15 protein-coding genes are annotated in these 15,970 nt (G+C 64.0%); 6 read left to right on the top strand and 9 right to left on the bottom strand.

Features of this window, described 5'->3' with window-relative positions; all coding sequences use genetic code 11:
- The first annotated feature begins 222 nt into the window (after positions 1–222).
- Positions 223–1,047, top strand: a complete 825-nt coding sequence (gene tcdA, locus DN388_RS04920; protein ID WP_054915008.1) for a tRNA cyclic N6-threonylcarbamoyladenosine(37) synthase TcdA — start codon at positions 223–225, stop codon at positions 1,045–1,047.
- Here the strand turns inward: tcdA and DN388_RS04915 are convergent.
- The 5 genes from DN388_RS04915 to pncA form a co-directional block, all read right to left on the bottom strand.
- Complete coding sequence (locus tag DN388_RS04915) at positions 1,026–1,436, bottom strand: SufE family protein (protein WP_236176919.1); 411 nt, start codon at positions 1,434–1,436, stop codon at positions 1,026–1,028. The genes tcdA and DN388_RS04915 overlap by 22 nt on opposite strands.
- A complete protein-coding gene (locus tag DN388_RS04910; RefSeq protein WP_054915006.1) occupies positions 1,433–2,638 on the bottom strand; it encodes a cysteine desulfurase in 1,206 nt (401 codons plus the stop codon). Before DN388_RS04910 ends, DN388_RS04915 begins: the two co-directional genes overlap by 4 nt.
- Positions 2,639–2,692: 54 nt before the next feature.
- Entirely contained in the window at positions 2,693–3,727 is a 1,035-nt protein-coding gene (gene dapD, locus DN388_RS04905) for a 2,3,4,5-tetrahydropyridine-2,6-dicarboxylate N-succinyltransferase (RefSeq protein ID WP_043863245.1), read from the bottom strand.
- Positions 3,728–3,766: 39 nt separating this feature from the next.
- The gene (locus DN388_RS04900; RefSeq protein ID WP_043863246.1) at positions 3,767–4,114 is read right to left on the bottom strand and encodes an ArsC family reductase; all 348 of its coding nucleotides are present in this window, start codon (positions 4,112–4,114) and stop codon (positions 3,767–3,769) included.
- Between the two features lie 68 nt (positions 4,115–4,182).
- Positions 4,183–4,872, bottom strand: coding sequence for a bifunctional nicotinamidase/pyrazinamidase (gene pncA / locus DN388_RS04895; protein WP_078480073.1), 690 nt, complete (start codon positions 4,870–4,872; stop codon positions 4,183–4,185).
- Between the two features lie 158 nt (positions 4,873–5,030).
- Here pncA and DN388_RS04890 point away from each other — a divergent pair, with 158 nt between their 5' ends.
- Complete coding sequence (locus tag DN388_RS04890) at positions 5,031–6,677, top strand: Na+/H+ antiporter (RefSeq protein WP_043863248.1); 1,647 nt, start codon at positions 5,031–5,033, stop codon at positions 6,675–6,677.
- A 109-nt stretch (positions 6,678–6,786) separates the two neighbouring features.
- Here DN388_RS04890 and DN388_RS04885 read toward each other — a convergent pair whose 3' ends face one another.
- The 4 genes from DN388_RS04885 to map form a co-directional block, all read right to left on the bottom strand.
- On the bottom strand, positions 6,787–7,530 hold the full coding sequence (locus DN388_RS04885) for a M12 family metallopeptidase (protein ID WP_052504292.1): 744 nt from the start codon (positions 7,528–7,530) through the stop codon (positions 6,787–6,789).
- 94 nt (positions 7,531–7,624) lie between these two features.
- Positions 7,625–8,818 (bottom strand): succinyldiaminopimelate transaminase, encoded by a 1,194-nt coding sequence (gene dapC, locus DN388_RS04880; RefSeq protein WP_043863249.1) that lies wholly within the window; start codon positions 8,816–8,818, stop codon positions 7,625–7,627.
- 23 nt (positions 8,819–8,841) lie between these two features.
- On the bottom strand, positions 8,842–11,544 hold the full coding sequence (locus DN388_RS04875) for a [protein-PII] uridylyltransferase (RefSeq protein WP_043863250.1): 2,703 nt from the start codon (positions 11,542–11,544) through the stop codon (positions 8,842–8,844).
- A gap of 20 nt (positions 11,545–11,564) precedes the next feature.
- Positions 11,565–12,347: a type I methionyl aminopeptidase gene (map, locus tag DN388_RS04870; RefSeq protein ID WP_043863251.1), complete on the bottom strand. Its 783-nt coding sequence runs from the start codon at positions 12,345–12,347 to the stop codon at positions 11,565–11,567.
- A 345-nt stretch (positions 12,348–12,692) separates the two neighbouring features.
- On the opposite strand from map, the gene rpsB reads away from it, so the two are divergent.
- From rpsB to frr, 4 genes are all read left to right on the top strand, one after another.
- On the top strand, positions 12,693–13,433 hold the full coding sequence (rpsB, locus tag DN388_RS04865) for a 30S ribosomal protein S2 (RefSeq protein WP_043863252.1): 741 nt from the start codon (positions 12,693–12,695) through the stop codon (positions 13,431–13,433).
- A 193-nt stretch (positions 13,434–13,626) separates the two neighbouring features.
- Positions 13,627–14,490: a translation elongation factor Ts gene (gene tsf / locus DN388_RS04860; protein WP_043863253.1), complete on the top strand. Its 864-nt coding sequence runs from the start codon at positions 13,627–13,629 to the stop codon at positions 14,488–14,490.
- A gap of 182 nt (positions 14,491–14,672) precedes the next feature.
- Positions 14,673–15,416 (top strand): UMP kinase, encoded by a 744-nt coding sequence (gene pyrH, locus DN388_RS04855; RefSeq protein ID WP_038614006.1) that lies wholly within the window; start codon positions 14,673–14,675, stop codon positions 15,414–15,416.
- Positions 15,413–15,970: a ribosome recycling factor gene (gene frr, locus DN388_RS04850; RefSeq protein WP_043863254.1), complete on the top strand. Its 558-nt coding sequence runs from the start codon at positions 15,413–15,415 to the stop codon at positions 15,968–15,970. The genes pyrH and frr overlap by 4 nt, the downstream gene beginning before the upstream one ends.

The following is a 15,970-nucleotide window of genomic DNA, read 5'->3' as shown; positions in this document are numbered from 1 at the left end:
GGTAGCGTGGTATAGGAAACGGGTGCATGTAGCGCTTGGATTTTCCTCAGATGCTGAAGTTCTGAAGCCCGTACAATTGCCGTCCAAAGCAGGGTTTGCACCGGTCATTAAAGCAGGGTTGGCGCCAGGTTTACCAATTCATGGCAATCAGTGCGTCGGTTGCGGGCTGTCATCCTGCGTTGTGGGGCCTATAATGCGCGCCGGTTTTTTCAGGGTTGGGCCATGAGTACAGAAGATCCACGCTTTGCCGGTGTTGCCCGGTTGTATGGCCAGCAGGGCTTGCAACGCCTGCGCGAGGCGCATGTGGCGATCGTCGGCATCGGCGGTGTCGGCTCGTGGGCGGCCGAGGCCATGGCCCGCAGCGGCGTTGGCGAAATTTCGCTGTTCGACCTGGATGACGTGTGCGTGAGCAACACCAATCGCCAGTTGCATGCGCTGCAGGGCAACGTGGGCAAGCCCAAGGTCGAGGTGATGGCCGAGCGCCTGCGCGCAATCAACCCGGACTGCAAGGTGCACGCGGTGGTGGACTTCGTCACCCGCGACAACCTGGCCCAGACCATCACCGACCATATCGACTGCGTGATCGACTGCATCGACAGCGTGATGGCCAAGGCTGCGCTGATTGCCTGGTGCAAGCGGCGCAAGATCCAGGTGATCTGCACCGGCGGTGCGGGCGGGCAGCTCGACCCCACGCAGATCCAGGTGGCCGATCTCAACCGCACGGTCAACGACCCGCTGGCCTCCAAGGTGCGTTCGACGCTGCGCCGCGACCACGGGTTTTCGCGCAACGTGAGCCGCAACTACGGGGTGCCGTGCGTGTTCTCCACCGAGCAGTTGCGCTATCCGCTGCCCGATGGCGGTATCTGCCTGCAGAAGAGCTTCGTCGGGGACGGGGTCAAGCTCGACTGCTCGGGCGGTTTCGGCGCGGTGATGATGGTGACGGCGACCTTCGGCATGGTCGCTGCCAGCAAGGCCGTGGAGAAACTGGTGGGTGGCAAGCGCCGCCCGGCCGATCGCGTAGCGGCTCAGGCGCCGTCGGTGAGCTGAGCCATGCGCTGCAGCACGGCGTTCAGGCCGTTGCTGCGGGACGGCGAGAGCTGTCGGCCAAGGCCCAGGGCGGTGAACCAGGCGGGCAGGTCCAGCTGCTGCAGCTGGCTGCCGGTCAAGCCTTCGGCCCGCACCAGCAGCAGCGCCAGCAGGCCGCGCAGCAGCCGCGCATCGCTGGCGGCCTTGAAGTGCCAGCGACCTTCGACCTGCTCGGCCACCAGCCACACCTGACTTTCGCAACCGTGCACGCGGTTGGCCTCGCACTGCTGCGTCGCGTCCAGGGGGGCCAGGCGCTCGCCCCATTGCATCAGCAGGCGGGCGCGCTGCTCCCAGCCGGCAGCCTGTTCGAATACATCCAGCGCCTCGCGGGCGGCGTCGGGCAGGCTCATCGCAGCAGCTCCAGGGCCTGGTCCAGGGCGCTGAAGAAGCGCTCCAGGTCGTGGGAATCGTTGTACAGCGCCAGCGACACGCGGATCGCGCCGTCCAGGCCCAGGCTGTTGACCAGCGGCATGGCGCAGTGATGACCGGCGCGCACGGCGATGCCCTGTTCGGTCAGCAGGTGCGCAAGGTCGGCATTGTGCACGCCCTCGACCACGAAGCTGGCCAGGGCCAGTTGCGGCGCGCCCAGTATCCGCACCCCTTCACGATCGTTGAGGCCGCGCAGCAGATGGCGGTGCAGGGCGGCTTCATGTTCGACCACGCTGGTAGCGTCGAGGCTGGCCAGGTAATCCAGGCTGGCACCCAGCCCGATCACGCTGGCGATCGGCGGCGTGCCGGCCTCGAAACCCAGCGGGGCGGGGCGAAAGCTCGACTGCTGGTAGCCGGCCAGTTGCACCATCTCGCCGCCGAACTGCCAGTGACGCAGCAGGCCCAACGCCTCGCGGCGGCCATAGAGCACGCCAAGGCCGTCCGGGCCATACAGCTTGTGACTGGAAAACACATAGAAGTCGCAGCCCAGTTGCTGTACATCGTGACGCCCGTGCACCACGCCCTGGGCGCCATCGACCACGCTGAGGGCGCCCTGGGCGCGGGCGTGGTCGAGCAACGGTTGCAGCGGCTGCCAGGTGCCGAGCACATTCGACAACTGGCTCACCGCCAGCACGCGGGTACGCGGGCCGATCAGTTGCAGGGCCGCCTCCAGGTCGATATGCCCGTTGGCGTCGAGCGGCAGGATCACCAGCCTGAGGCCGCGGCGCTGGGCCAACTGCTGCCAGGGCAGCAGGTTGGCGTGGTGCTCCAGGGCGCTGACGGCGATCTCGTCGCCCGCCTCCAGGCGCCATTCCAGGCCATAGGCCAGCAGGTTGAGCGCCGAGGTGGCGCCATGGGTGAACACGATCTGCTGCGCATCGGCGGCATTGAGCCAGGCGGCGACTTTTTCGCGGCTGGCCTCGAAGGCCTGGGTGGCAAGTGCGCCAGGCAGGTGCTGGGCCCTGTGCACGTTGGCCGCACCCTGGGTGTAGTAGTGGCTCAGGGCGTCGAGCAGGTGCTGGGGTTTCTGCGTGGTGGCAGCGCTGTCCAGGTAGGTCTGGTGCTGGCGTTGCAGGGCGGCGATGGCAGGGAAGTCTGCGCGCCAGGGAGAGGGCTGGAACATGATGTGTAGGGCCTGATATCGGGTCTGGCAGAGGGCCAGACCCGATCGTACCACTTAGTTGTGGGCGTGCAGCGCTTCGTTCAGCTCGATGGCCGACTTGTGGGTCTTGCACTCGACCGCGCCGTTTAGCGAATTGCGGCGGAACAGCAGGTCGGTCTGGCCAGCCAGGTCGCGGGCCTTGACCACCTTGACCAGCTCGTTGTTCTCGTCGAGCAGGTTCACCTTGGTGCCGGCGGTGATGTACAGGCCGGCTTCGACGGTGTTGCGGTCGCCCAGCGGGATGCCGATACCGGCGTTGGCGCCGATCAGGCAGCCTTCGCCGACCTTGATGACGATGTTGCCGCCGCCCGACAGGGTGCCCATGGTGGAGCAGCCGCCGCCCAGGTCCGAACCCTTGCCGACGAACACGCCCGCCGAAACGCGGCCTTCGATCATGCCCGGGCCTTCGGTGCCGGCGTTAAAGTTGACGAAGCCTTCGTGCATGATGGTGGTGCCTTCGCCGATATAGGCACCCAGGCGCACGCGGGCGCTGTCGGCGATACGCACGCCGCTCGGCACCACGTAGTCGGTCATTTTCGGGAACTTGTCGACCGAGAACACTTCCAGCAGCTCGCCCTTGAGGCGGGCTTCGAGTTGCTGCTCGGCCAGTTCGGCCAGGTCGATGGCGCCCTGGCTGGTCCAGGCCACGTTCGGCAGCAGCGGGAAGATGCCGGCCAGGCTCAGGCCGTGGGGCTTGACCAGGCGGTGCGACAGCAGGTGCAGCTTGAGGTAGGCCTCAGGGGTGGAGCTCAGGGTGGCGTCTTCGGCCAGCAGTGTGGCCACCAGCGGCTTGTTGCTTTCGGCCAGGCGGGTCAGCAGTGCAGCCTGGGCGGCGTCGACGCCCTTGACGGCCTCGGCCAGTTGCGCGGCCTGGGCGTTGCTGAACGCGATGGCCTGGTTGCCGCCTTCATAGCCCAGGATCGGGGCGACGGCTGCGACCAGCTCGGCGCTCGGGGCGAGCAGTGGCTGCGCGTAGAAGACTTCCAGCCAGGCGCCTTGACGGTTTTGAGTGCCGACGCCGAAGGCCAGGCTGAACAGTGAAGTGGACATGCGGTTACCTCTTGCGAAATTGAGTGAAGGCGTCGCGGTTCAGCGCAGGGCTGCCGCGTACAGGTCCGGTTTGAAACCGACCAGGGTCTTGCCGCCCAGGTCGAGCACCGGGCGCTTGATCATCGAGGGTTGTGCCAGCATCAGCTCGACGGCCTTGGCCTGGTCGAGGTCGGCCTTCTGCGCGTCATCGAGCTTGCGGAAGGTGGTGCCTGCGCGGTTGAGTACCACCTGCCAGCCGTGCTCGTCGCACCAGCGGTTCAGGTGGTCCCGGTCTATACCCTGGGTCTTGTAGTCGTGAAAGTCGTACTGGATGTGGTGTTCTTCAAGCCAGGTACGGGCTTTCTTCATCGTGTCACAGGCTTTGATGCCGAAGAGAATATAAGCCATTGAACGTTAAGGGCGCGCGGGTGTTCCCGCAGCCGCCCCGAAACTCCTCGAAGAATGGGTGGGCTGGATTATGCGACAACATCGGGCAGGGCGCCACGGCTGGCGCCGCCCAGTTGCCGCGCCTGAATGAACTGCACCCCGGCAGCCTGCATCTGTGCCATCGCCGCCGCGCAGGAGCCTGCGGTATCGATGGCGCGGCAGGCGTCCAGCACCACATAGGTGGCGAACCCTTCGCGGCGTGCGTGCAGTGCCGTCCAGGCCACGCAGAAGTCCAGGGCCAGGCCGCACAGGAACAGCGTGTCGATGCCGCGCTCGCGCAGGTTGCCGGCCAGGCCGGTGGGGGTGGTCTGGTTCGCTTCGGTGAACGCCGAGTAGCTGTCGACCTGGCGGTTGCCGCCCTTGCGCACGATCAGCTGTGCGTGGGCAATGTTCAGGTCCGGGTGAAACTGTGCGCCGGGGCTCCCTTGAATGCAGTGGTCGGGCCAGAGTGTCTGCGGCCCGTATGACAGTTCGATGACCTCGAACGGATTCTTGCCCGGGTGGCTCGAGGCGAACGAGGCGTGCCCGGCCGGGTGCCAGTCCTGGGCCAGCACCACGCGCTCGAACTGGCGGCCGAGCTGGTTGACCAGCGGCACGATCTCGTCGCCACCGGGCACCGCCAGGGCGCCGCCGGGGATGAAATCGTTTTGCACATCGATGACCAGCAGCGCACGGTTGGGGCTATCGTGGGTCAATAGGGTCGACGCGGGGGTGATCATGCGAGGCTCCTCATTTGTAGCATTGTGTTACAGATTGCCGGCGGGTCTGCGACTTAGGTGGAGCGGTTGTGTTCATGCAGATCCCGGTAACATGTTGTTTCAATGGCATAACCCTGGCCGTTGAGCGTATTTGAAACTGAACAGGAAAAACACGCCGTATGCAGTCAGCCTATACCGTTCTCATCCTGCTGATGCTGGTCAGTGTCTCGAAACTGGTGGGGCGATTGATCCCGCTTCCACTGCCGCTGGTGCAGATTGGTGCCGGTGCGCTGCTGGCCTGGCCGACTCTGGGCCTGCACGTGGCCCTGGACCCTGAGCTGTTTCTGTTCCTGTTCTTGCCCCCGTTGCTGTTCTCCGATGGCTGGCGCATGCCCAAGCGCGAGTTCTGGCGCCTGCGCGGGCCGATCCTGACCCTGGCGGTGGGGCTGGTGCTGTTCACGGTGGTGGGGGCCGGCTATTTCATCCACTGGATCCTGCCGAGCATACCGCTACCGGTGGCCTTTGCCCTGGCCGCCGTGCTGTCGCCCACCGACGCGGTGGCGGTGTCGGCAATCAGCCAGGATCGCCTGCCCACCCCGTTGATGCACATGCTGCAGGGCGAGGCGCTGATGAACGATGCCTCGGGCCTGGTGACGTTCAAGTTTGCGCTGGTGGCGGCGATCACCGGGGTGTTCTCGCTGGCCGAGGCCAGTGTGACCTTCGTGCTGGTGGCCGTGGGTGGCCTGGCCATCGGCGTGGCGCTGAGCTGGTTGGTGGGGCGCCTGCGGGTGTGGATGATCGCGCGCGGCTGGGACGACCCGGCCACCCACGTGGTATTCATGCTGTTGCTGCCGTTCGCCGCCTATGTGCTGGCCGAGCGCCTGGGCGCCTCGGGCATTCTCTCGGCGGTGGCGGCGGGCATGATGCAGAGCTGGCTTGACCTGCTGCCGCGCCAGACCAGCACGCGCCTGCTCAACCGCAGTGTGTGGTCGCTGCTGGAGTTCGCCTTCAACGGCCTGATCTTCCTGCTGCTGGGCCTGCAACTGCCCGATATCGCCAAGGCGGTGACCAGCCATGAGGCATCGCTGTGGCCAACCCTGCTGTACCGCTGCCTGGATGTGGTGGCGATCTTCCTGGTGTTGCTGGCGCTGCGGTTCATCTGGGTGCAGAGCATCTGGCGCCTGATCGGGGTGATCCGGCGCTGGCGCGGCAAGGAAGACCTGGTGCTGGTGCCCAACGCGCGTTCGTGCTGGCTGCTGACCGTGGGCGGCGTGCGCGGGGCGGTGACCCTGGCGGGCGTGATGTCGGTGCCGCTGCTGATCGGCGCGGGCAAGGCGTTCCCCGAACGCGACCTGCTGATCTTCATTGCCGCAGGGGTGATTCTGCTGTCGCTGGTATCGGCCTGCATTGCCTTGCCGTTGCTGCTGCGCGGGGTGGAGAAGAGCCCCGATGATACCCTGCGCCAGGAGGCGCGCGAGGCCTGGCGGCGCACCGCCGAGGCGGCGATCCATGCGTTGGAGGCCGAGGAACTGGTGGAGCCCGGCGCGCCCCAGGATGCCTCCCAGGCCGCACTGGCCGCCGAGTTGAAGGCGCGCCTGATGGCCGAGTACCGGCAGCAACTGGACGTGTTCAACGACAGTGCCGAGGCCCAGGCGCTGGCCGCGCAGATGGATCAGCTGGAGCGACGCCTGCGCCTGCGGGCGCTGCGGGCGCAGCGCCTGGAGCTGTACAGCCTGCACCGCCAGCACCAGATCGGTGATGACGTGGTGCGCCAGGTGCTGGGTGAGCTGGACATGAGCGAGGCCAACCTGGGGCCGGTCAAGTGAAGTGCTCGGGGTCGCATGGCGGCCCCGCGCTGGGGGTCAGTCGCGCGGACAGGTCAGGCGCATGCTGGCGCCTAGGTCTCGCCCGCTGCCGGGCTGGGCGGGGTGTACTTCACGGGTGTACCGGGGTGAAGGGGTAGGCCTTGCCCGCCAGCGCCTTGTCGCCGTCACTGAGCTGCGCCGAGCCGGTGAAAGCCACATTGTTCAGGGTGAAGGTGGCCGGAATCGGGTAGTGCATGACCGAACCCGGGTCGTAGGCGTTGTGCAATGCCTGCGTGCGTTCGATCCTGTTGAGGAAGTTTTCAGCAATCTCTTCCATGGGCATGCCGACCTGTTCGGCGTATTCCAGCAGCTTGGCCAGGTTCCACTGGATGTCCGCATCCGGGTGCTGATGCTCATGGTCCAGGCCCAGCGCGTGCCCGAACTCATGCAGCACGCTGCGCTGGAACTGCTCATCGCCAGGCCAGTCGCTGAGGGTCATGGTGCTGTCTTCGCGGAGCAAGGCGTCGGTACCGACCAGTGAATGGTTGATCCCCGTGCCGCTTGGCTTCATCTCGATCCTGATCTGTGCCTCGGCCCAGTCGGCGGTGCGCTGGAACTTGAGGTTGGCGTACGCCAGCCATTGGCAGGCAACCTCGAAGATGCTCTGTTGCGTCTGTTCCGGTACGTCGGCCGCGAAGGCGATGAGCAGGGTGCGGCCCGGCGCCCACAGGCGGCTGTGGTAGGCAACGCCGCGTTTCTGACGACCCGAGCGCGAGGGCTGCGGGGCGTTGAGCGGGTTTTCTTTCAGGGCTGTTTCGTAGGATTGCTGCTGATCGGCCACCTGGGTGACCTTGCACAAGGTTGGTATGTCCATGCTGGAGCTCCTGTTGAGTGGAGCTCCATGATTGGCGGGCCGACCGGGCCTTGGGCGTTACTTATCTATCGGTCGGCCGACCAGGCGTACCGGCTCAGCCTTCGACGAATGCGCGGATGCGCTGGGCCGCCTCGACACATTCGGCAAGCGGGGCCACCAGCGCCAGGCGCACGCGTCCGGCCCCCGGATTGAAGCCCTCCACCTCGCGAGACAGGTACGAGCCCGGCACCACGGTCACGTGCTGCTGTTCGAACAGGTCGCGGCAGAACTGCGCGTCATCGCCGGGGACCTTCGGCCACAGGTAGAAACCGCCGTCGGGCTTCTGTACATCCATTACCGGGGCCAGCACCTGCAGCACGGCGTCGAACTTCTCGCGATACAGGTCGCGGTTCTCCAGGACATGCGCCTCGTCGTTCCAGGCGGCGATGCTCGCCAGCTGGGTCTGTACCGGCATCGCGCAACCGTGATAGGTGCGGTAGAGCAAAAAGGCCTTGAGAATCTCGGCATCGCCGGCCACGAAGCCCGAACGCAGGCCTGGCAGGTTGGAGCGCTTGGACAGGCTGTGGAACACCACACAGCGCTTGAAGTCGCTGCGGCCAAGTTCCACGCAGGCGCTGAGCAGGCCGGGTGGCGGGGCCTGCTCGTCGAAGTACAGCTCGCTGTAGCACTCGTCGGCGGCGATCACGAAGTCGTGCTCGTCGGCCAGTGCGATGAGTTTTTTCAGGGTGTCCAGCGGCACCAGTGCGCCAGTCGGGTTGCCTGGCGAGCACAGGAACAGGATCTGGCAACGCTGCCAGATCTCGGCTGGCACCGCGTCGAAGTCCGGGTTGAAGCCGTTGCTGTCCAGGCACGGCAGGTAGTGCGGCTGGGCGCCGGCGAGCAACGCGGCACCTTCGTAGATCTGGTAGAACGGGTTGGGGCTGACGATCAGCGCGTCCTCACCACGGCTGACCACCGCCTGGGTGAAGGCGAACAGCGCCTCGCGGGTGCCGTTGACGGGCAGCACGTGCTGTGCGGCACTCAGCCAGCCGGCCGGTACACCGAAGCGGCGCTCGCACCAGTGCACGATGCTTTCGCGTAGCGCGGGCAGGCCCAGGGTGGTGGGGTACACCGCCATCTTGTCGAGGTTGTCGGCCAGCGCCTTGGCCACGAATGCCGGCGAGGCGTGCTTGGGCTCGCCGATCGACAGGGCGATGGCGCGCTTGTCTGCGGCCGGCGTCACGCCATCGAGCAGGGCACGCAGTTTCTCGAACGGGTAGGGCTGAAGCTGGTTCAAAGCGTTGTTCATTGGCGCTGGGTCTCGTCAATCGGTCAAAGGGTGAGGCGGGTCATCTCGACGCCGGTGGCCTGGTCGACGCGCAACTGCTCGACGATCTCGGCCTGCAGGCGGCGGCACAGTTCAGGGTCGGACAGCGGCTGGTTGTCGGCGTCGGTAATGAAGAACACGTCTTCCACCCGCTCGCCCAGGGTGGCGATCTTGGCGTTCTGCAGCGACAGGTCGAACTCCAGGAAGATCTTGCCGATGCGTGCCAGCAGGCCCGGGCGGTCCGGGGCGCTGAGCTCGAGGATGGTCACCGGGCGCTGGGCATCGTTGAGGATGGTCACCTGGGGCGCGAAGGTGAAGTGCTTGAGCTGGCGCGGTACCCGACGCTGGATGATGGTGGGGTAGTCGTCGGGGTTGCGCAGGGCTTCGGTGAGGCCTTCACGGATTTCCTTGACGCGCTGCGGGTTGTCGCCGATCGAGCCGCCGTCGTTGTCGAGCACGATGTAGGTGTCGAGGGTGAACTGGCTGCTGGAGGTGATGATGCGTGCGTCGTGGATGTTCAGGTTGAGCTGGTCCATCGCGGCCACGGTCACGGCGAAGAAGTCGTGCTGGTCGGGGGCATAGATGAAGATCTGCGTACCGCCCTCGAACTCGCGCTGGGTGGTCTCCTTGATCAGCACCAGCGGGCCGCCGTCGGCCGGCTGCTGCAGGATCGCGTCGGAGTGCCAGGCCACGTCCGCGGCGGTGTGGCGCAGGAAGTAGTCATCGCCCAGTTGCGACCACAGTTGTTCGACGTCGTCCGGGTCGGTGCCTTCGCGTACCAGGATGTCCAGAGCTGCGCTCTGGGTCTGGCGGATCTGCTCTTCGCGTTCCAGCGGGTTTTCCAGGCCGCGGCGCAGGGCCCGCTTGGTTTCGGTGTAGAGCTGGCGCAGCAGGCTGGCGCGCCAGGAGTTCCACAGGCTCGGGTTGGTGGCGTTGATGTCGGCCACGGTGAGCACATAGAGGTAGTCCAGGTGCACCAGGTCGCCGACCAGCTGGGCGAAGTCGTGGATCACCTGCGGGTCGGAGAGGTCCTTGCGCTGGGCAGTGGTCGACATCACCAGGTGGTTCTGTACCAGCCACACGATCAACCGGCTGTCCCAGGCGGGCAACTGGTGGCGGCTGCAGAATGCCTGGGCGTCCACCGCACCGATCTCGGAATGGTCGCCCTGACGCCCCTTGCCGATGTCGTGGTACAGGCCGGCGAGGTAGATCAGCTCGGGCTTGGGCAGGCGCCCCATGAGCTTGCTGGCCAGCGGGAATTTCTCGGACACGGGGGTGTACTGCAGTTTGCGCAGGTGCTTGATCAGGTTCAGGGTGTGCGCATCGACCGTATAGATGTGGAACAGGTCGTGCTGCATCTGCCCCACGATCAGGCCGAACTCGGGCAGGTAGCGCCCCAGGATGCCGTAGCGGTTCATGCGGCGCAGGTTGCGGTGGATGCCGATCTCGCACTTGAACAGCTCGATGAACAGGCTGGTGTTGCGGATATCGTTGCGGAACTCGTCGTCGATCAGGTGCCGGTGCTCGCGCAGCAGGCGGATGGTGTCGGCACGCACGCCCTTGATTTCGGGGTGCTGGGCCATCAGCACGAAGATCTCGAGCATGGCGAACGGGGTGCGCTTGAACACGTTGCTGCGCACCGCCTCGATATAGCCGTCATGCAGCTGGAAGCGCGGGTTCAGCGGCTGGGTGCTGCTGGCGCTGTCATCGGCGAGGATGACTTCCTCGAAGTGCTGGATGATCAGGTCGCTGAGCTCGGCGATGCTCATCACCACCCGGTAGTACTGCTGCATGAACTGTTCGATGGCGCGCTTGGGGTTGTCATCGGTAAAGCCCAGCAACGCGGCGATGCTGCGCTGGTGGTCGAACAGCAGGCGGTCTTCGGCGCGCCCGGCGAGCATGTGCAGGGCGTAGCGCACCTTCCACAGAAACTCCTGTGACGAGGCCAGCAGGTTGTTCTCGCTCTCCAGCAGGAAGCCTTCGCCGGCCAGCGCATGCAGGTTGAGCGTGCCGTACTGGCGGCGCGCTACCCAGAGCACGGTCTGGATGTCGCGCAGGCCGCCGGGGGAGCCCTTGACGTTGGGTTCCAGGTTGTACTCGGTGTCGTTGTACTTGTGGTGGCGCGCCTTCTGCTCGGCGCGCTTGGCCAGGAAGAATTCCTTGCTTGGCCACATGTGCGCCGTGCTGGTGACCTCGAGCATGCGCTGGCGCAGGTGTTCGGGGCCGCAGATGGTGCGGCTTTCCATCAGGTTGGTGACCACCGTGAGGTCGGCGCGCGCCTGTTCGGCGCATTCGTCCACCGAGCGCACGCTCTGGCCGACTTCCAGGCCGATGTCCCAGAGAAGGGTGAGAAAGCGCTCGATCGAGTCGCGAAACACCTCGTGGTCGGCGTCATCGAGCAGGATCAGCAGGTCGATGTCGGAGTAGGGGTGCAGCTCGCCGCGCCCGTAGCCGCCGGTGGCGATCAGGGCGATGTCGGCGGCTTCGCTCCAGCTGAACTGGTTCCATGCCTGTTGCAGGATGTTGTCGACGAACCAGGCGCGGTCCTCGATCAGTCGGCGGATCTCGCGGCCGCTGCGAAAGCGCCCGTCGAGCACCTCGCCGGCCTGGCGGATGGCTTTCTTGAAGGCCGCTATGGGGCTGGCCTTGAGGGCCAGTTCCGCCTGGAACTGGCCGCGGTCGAACAGCTCGGGGTCCACCTGGGGCATCGATGACGTTCCTGTGAGGGTCAGGCCGAAGTGCGCGGGATCGTGTCGTCCTTGCGCAGGGTGAAGATCTCGTAGCCGGTGGCGGTGACCACCAGGGTGTGTTCCCACTGCGCCGAGAGCTTGCGGTCCTTGGTGATGGCGGTCCAGCCGTCGCCCAGCACCTTGGTGTCGGCCTTGCCCTGGTTGATCATCGGCTCGATGGTGAAGGTCATGCCTTCCTTGAGTTCCATGCCGGTACCGGCGCGGCCGTAGTGCAGGATCTGCGGCTCTTCATGGAACACCTTGCCGATACCGTGGCCGCAGAACTCGCGCACCACCGAGAAGCCGTTCTTTTCGGCGTGCTTCTGGATCACTTCGCCGATGTCGCCCAGGCGGCAGCCCGGCTTGACCAGCTCGATGGCCTTGTACATGCACTCCTGGGTGACCTGGGACAGGCGCTCGGCCCATACCGGCACGGTGCCGACGTGGAACATGCGGCTGGTGTCGCCGTGGTAGCCGTCCTTGATCACGGTCACGTCGATGTTCAGCGTGTCGCCATCCTTGAGCGGCTTGTCGCCCGGGATGCCGTGGCACACCACGTGGTTGACCGAGGTGCAGATCGACTTGGGGAAGCCCTTGTAGTTCAGGGGCGCGGGGATGGCCTGCTGCACGTTGACGATGTAGTCGTGGCACAGGCGGTCGAGTTCCTCGGTGGTGACACCGGGCTTGACGTGTTCTTCGATCATCTCCAGGACTTCGGCGGCCAGGCGGCCGGCGACGCGCATCTTTTCGATGTCTTCGGCGGTTTTGATAGTGACGGTCATTGCAGGCTCTCTACGGCGCGCGCAGGCGCAAATGAAACGGGAAAGGCGTGATTCTAACAGAGCGAGGCGGCGGGCTGGGGCCTGGGCTGCGGGGCATTGCCTACTATTTATGTTGATTGCATCGGTCGCTGCGTGAGCAGGGCGGGTGCAACCCTCGGGTGTCGTCTGTTTTTTCGGTTTCGCTCGGCTCACTTGTGTGGTATAAAATGCGCCGCTTTCGGGGATAGCCCCGTCTGCTCAAACCCACACACGTGTCGACACGATGGCCTGGGTGCCCCTGACTTCGGTTTCGGGGTTGGTCATTGGGATACGTGGAGGCCCAACCCGACTTATCAAGGAACTATCATGTCCCAAGTCAACATGCGCGATATGCTGAAGGCCGGTGTGCACTTCGGTCACCAAACCCGTTACTGGAATCCGAAAATGGGCAAGTACATTTTCGGCGCGCGCAACAAGATCCACATCATCAACCTTGAAAAAACCCTGCCGATGTTCAACGAGGCACTGACCTTCGTAGAGCGCCTGGCCCAGGGTAAAAACAAGATTCTGTTCGTCGGCACCAAGCGTTCCGCTGGCAAGATCGTTGCTGAAGAAGCAGCACGTTGCGGTTCGCCGTACGTCGATCACCGCTGGTTGGGCGGCATGCTGACCAACTACAAGACCATCCGTGCTTCGATCAAGCGTCTGCGCGACCTGGAAACCCAGGCCGAAGATGGTACCTTCACCAAGCTGACCAAGAAAGAAGCGCTGATGCGCACCCGCGATCTGGAAAAACTGGACCGCAGCCTGGGTGGTATCAAGGACATGGGCGGCCTGCCTGATGCCCTGTTCGTGATCGACGTTGACCACGAGCGCATCGCTATCACCGAAGCCAACAAGCTGGGTATCCCGGTCATCGGCGTTGTCGATACCAACAGCAGCCCGGAAGGCGTTGACTACATCATCCCAGGCAACGATGACGCCATTCGCGCCATCCAGCTGTACATGGGTTCGATGGCTGACGCCGTTATCCGTGGTCGCAACAACGTTGCCGGCGGCACCGAAGTGTTCGCAGAAGAAGCAGCTGCACCGGCTGCCGAAGCCTGAGTAGCTGACGCTTAGCGTCGACTCGGCACGCAAAAAGGGGGCTTGGCCCCCTTTTTGCCACCTTGAAATCCTCTTGTCAGCGTCGCCGTTGCATCATTGCGAACTGCATGTGCTCTGGCAGTGGATTTCCAGAATTGAACGCCCGTCAGGTATCGGGTGGAATGGTTGAAAACCTATCCAAGAGGAATTTGAAATGGCAGCAATTACTGCAGCGCTGGTAAAAGAACTGCGCGAGCGTACCGGCGAAGGCATGATGGATTGCAAGAAAGCCCTGGAAAAGGCTGGCGGCGACATCGAAAAAGCCATTGACGACATGCGCGCTTCGGGTGCCATCAAGGCAGCCAAGAAAGCTGGCAACGTTGCCGCTGAAGGCGCCATCGCCATCAAGGCCGACGACAAGTCCGCTGTCCTGCTGGAAGTGAACTCGCAGACCGACTTCCTGGCCCTGCAAGACGACTTCAAGGCCTTCGTCGCCGAAAGCGTCGAGCAAGCCTTCGCTGAAAAACTGACCGACGCTGCGCCGCTGATCGCTGCGCGTGAAGCTGCTCGTGAAGCCCTGGTGGCCAAGGTTGGCGAAAACGTCAACATCCGTCGCCTGGTGCGCGTTGAAGGTGACGTTGTCGGTACCTACCTGCACGGCAACAAGATCGGTGTTGCAGTGGTCCTGAAGGGCGGCGACGTCCAACTGGCCAAAGAGATCGCCATGCACGTGGCGGCAAGCAACCCTGAGTTCCTGCTGCCGTCGGAAGTTTCGGCTGAAGCGATCGAGCGCGAAAAAGCCGTGTTCCTGCAGCTGAACGAAGAGAAGATCAAAGGCAAGCCTGAGAACATCGTCGAGAACATGGTCAAAGGCCGTATCTCGAAGTTCCTGGCCGAAGCCAGCCTGGTCGAGCAAGCCTTCGTCATGAACCCGGAAATCAAGGTCGGCGAGCTGGCCAAGAAAGCCGGTGCCGAAATCGTTTCCTTCACCTACTTCAAGGTAGGCGAAGGCATCGAGAAGCCAGTCGACAACTTCGCTGAAGAAGTTGCTGCACAGCTGGCTGCTGCCAAGCAGTAAGACAGAGTCACCTCTGTCGCCCCAAAGAGGCTGCCCGCTCACGCGCGCAGCCTCTTTGTCAAAGCGGGGGCGGTTTACAACGCCGCCCTTTCGCTGGCGCAGTCGCTGCGCCACGCTACAGTTAGCAGGCTGAAAACAGCCCGCCCAGATTTTTTTTCAAAACGCCGCAGGAGAGATTCGCAATGGCTCAGCAGGGCAGTGGTTATCAAGCTCGCTATAAACGCATTCTACTCAAGCTTAGCGGCGAGGCCCTGATGGGCTCGGAAGAGTTCGGCATCGACCCCAAGGTGCTGGATCGCATGGCGCTGGAAGTCGGCCAGCTGGTCGGTATCGGTGTGCAGGTCGGCCTGGTGATCGGTGGCGGCAACCTGTTCCGTGGCGCGGCGCTCAGCGCAGCGGGCATGGATCGCGTTACCGGCGACCACATGGGTATGCTGGCCACGGTAATGAATGCGCTGGCCATGCGCGATGCGCTGGAGCGCGCCAACATCACCGCCATCGTCATGTCGGCGATCTCCATGGTAGGCGTGACCGATCACTATGATCGCCGCAAGGCCATGCGCCACCTGAACTCGAAAGAAGTGGTAATTTTCGCGGCCGGTACCGGCAACCCGTTCTTCACCACCGACTCCGCCGCCTGCCTGCGCGCCATCGAAATCGATGCCGACGTGGTATTGAAGGCAACCAAGGTCGATGGTGTATACACTGCAGACCCATTCAAAGACCCGCATGCCGAGAAGTTCGATCATCTTACCTACGATGAAGTGCTGGATCGCAAGCTGGGCGTGATGGACCTGACAGCTATCTGTCTGTGCCGAGACCACAAGATGCCGTTGCGCGTCTTCAACATGAACAAGCCTGGCGCCCTGCTGAACATCGTGCATGGTGGCGCTGAAGGGACCCTGATCGAGGAAGTTCAAAAATGATCAACGAAATCAAGAAAGACGCCCAAGCGCGTATGCAGAAATCCCTGGAGTCTCTGGCTTATGCGTTCGGCCAGATTCGTACCGGCAAGGCACACCCCAGCATCCTGGCAAGCGTGATGGTGCCTTACTACGGTACCGACACCCCGATCAGCGGCGTGGCCAACGTCACCGTGAAAGATTCGCGCACCCTGCAAGTCGTGGCGTTCGAGCGCAACATGCTCGCTGCCGTCGACAAGGCCATCCAGAGCGCCGGTTTGAATCTCAATCCGACCAACCTGGGTGAGCTGCTGCTGATCAGCATGCCAGCCCTGACCGAAGAAACCCGCAAGGGCTTCACCAAGCAGGCGCGCAGTGCAGCCGAAGACGCGCGCGTTGCTGTGCGCAACATTCGCCGCGATGCTCTGGGTGAACTGAAGAAGCTGGTCAAGGACAAGGAAATCAGTGAAGACGAAGAGCGTCGCGCCATTGCTGATATCGACAAGCTGACCAAAGATACCGAGGCCCAGATCACCAAGGCCACCGAAGAGAAAGAAAAGGACCTGATGGCCGTTTAA

This window comes from Pseudomonas sp. S12(2018) (assembly GCF_024355235.1).
GTDB lineage: Bacteria > Pseudomonadota > Gammaproteobacteria > Pseudomonadales > Pseudomonadaceae > Aquipseudomonas > Aquipseudomonas palmensis.
The sequence above is the reverse complement of the archived record's forward strand: the minus strand, read 5'-3'. Positions and strand labels throughout refer to the sequence as shown.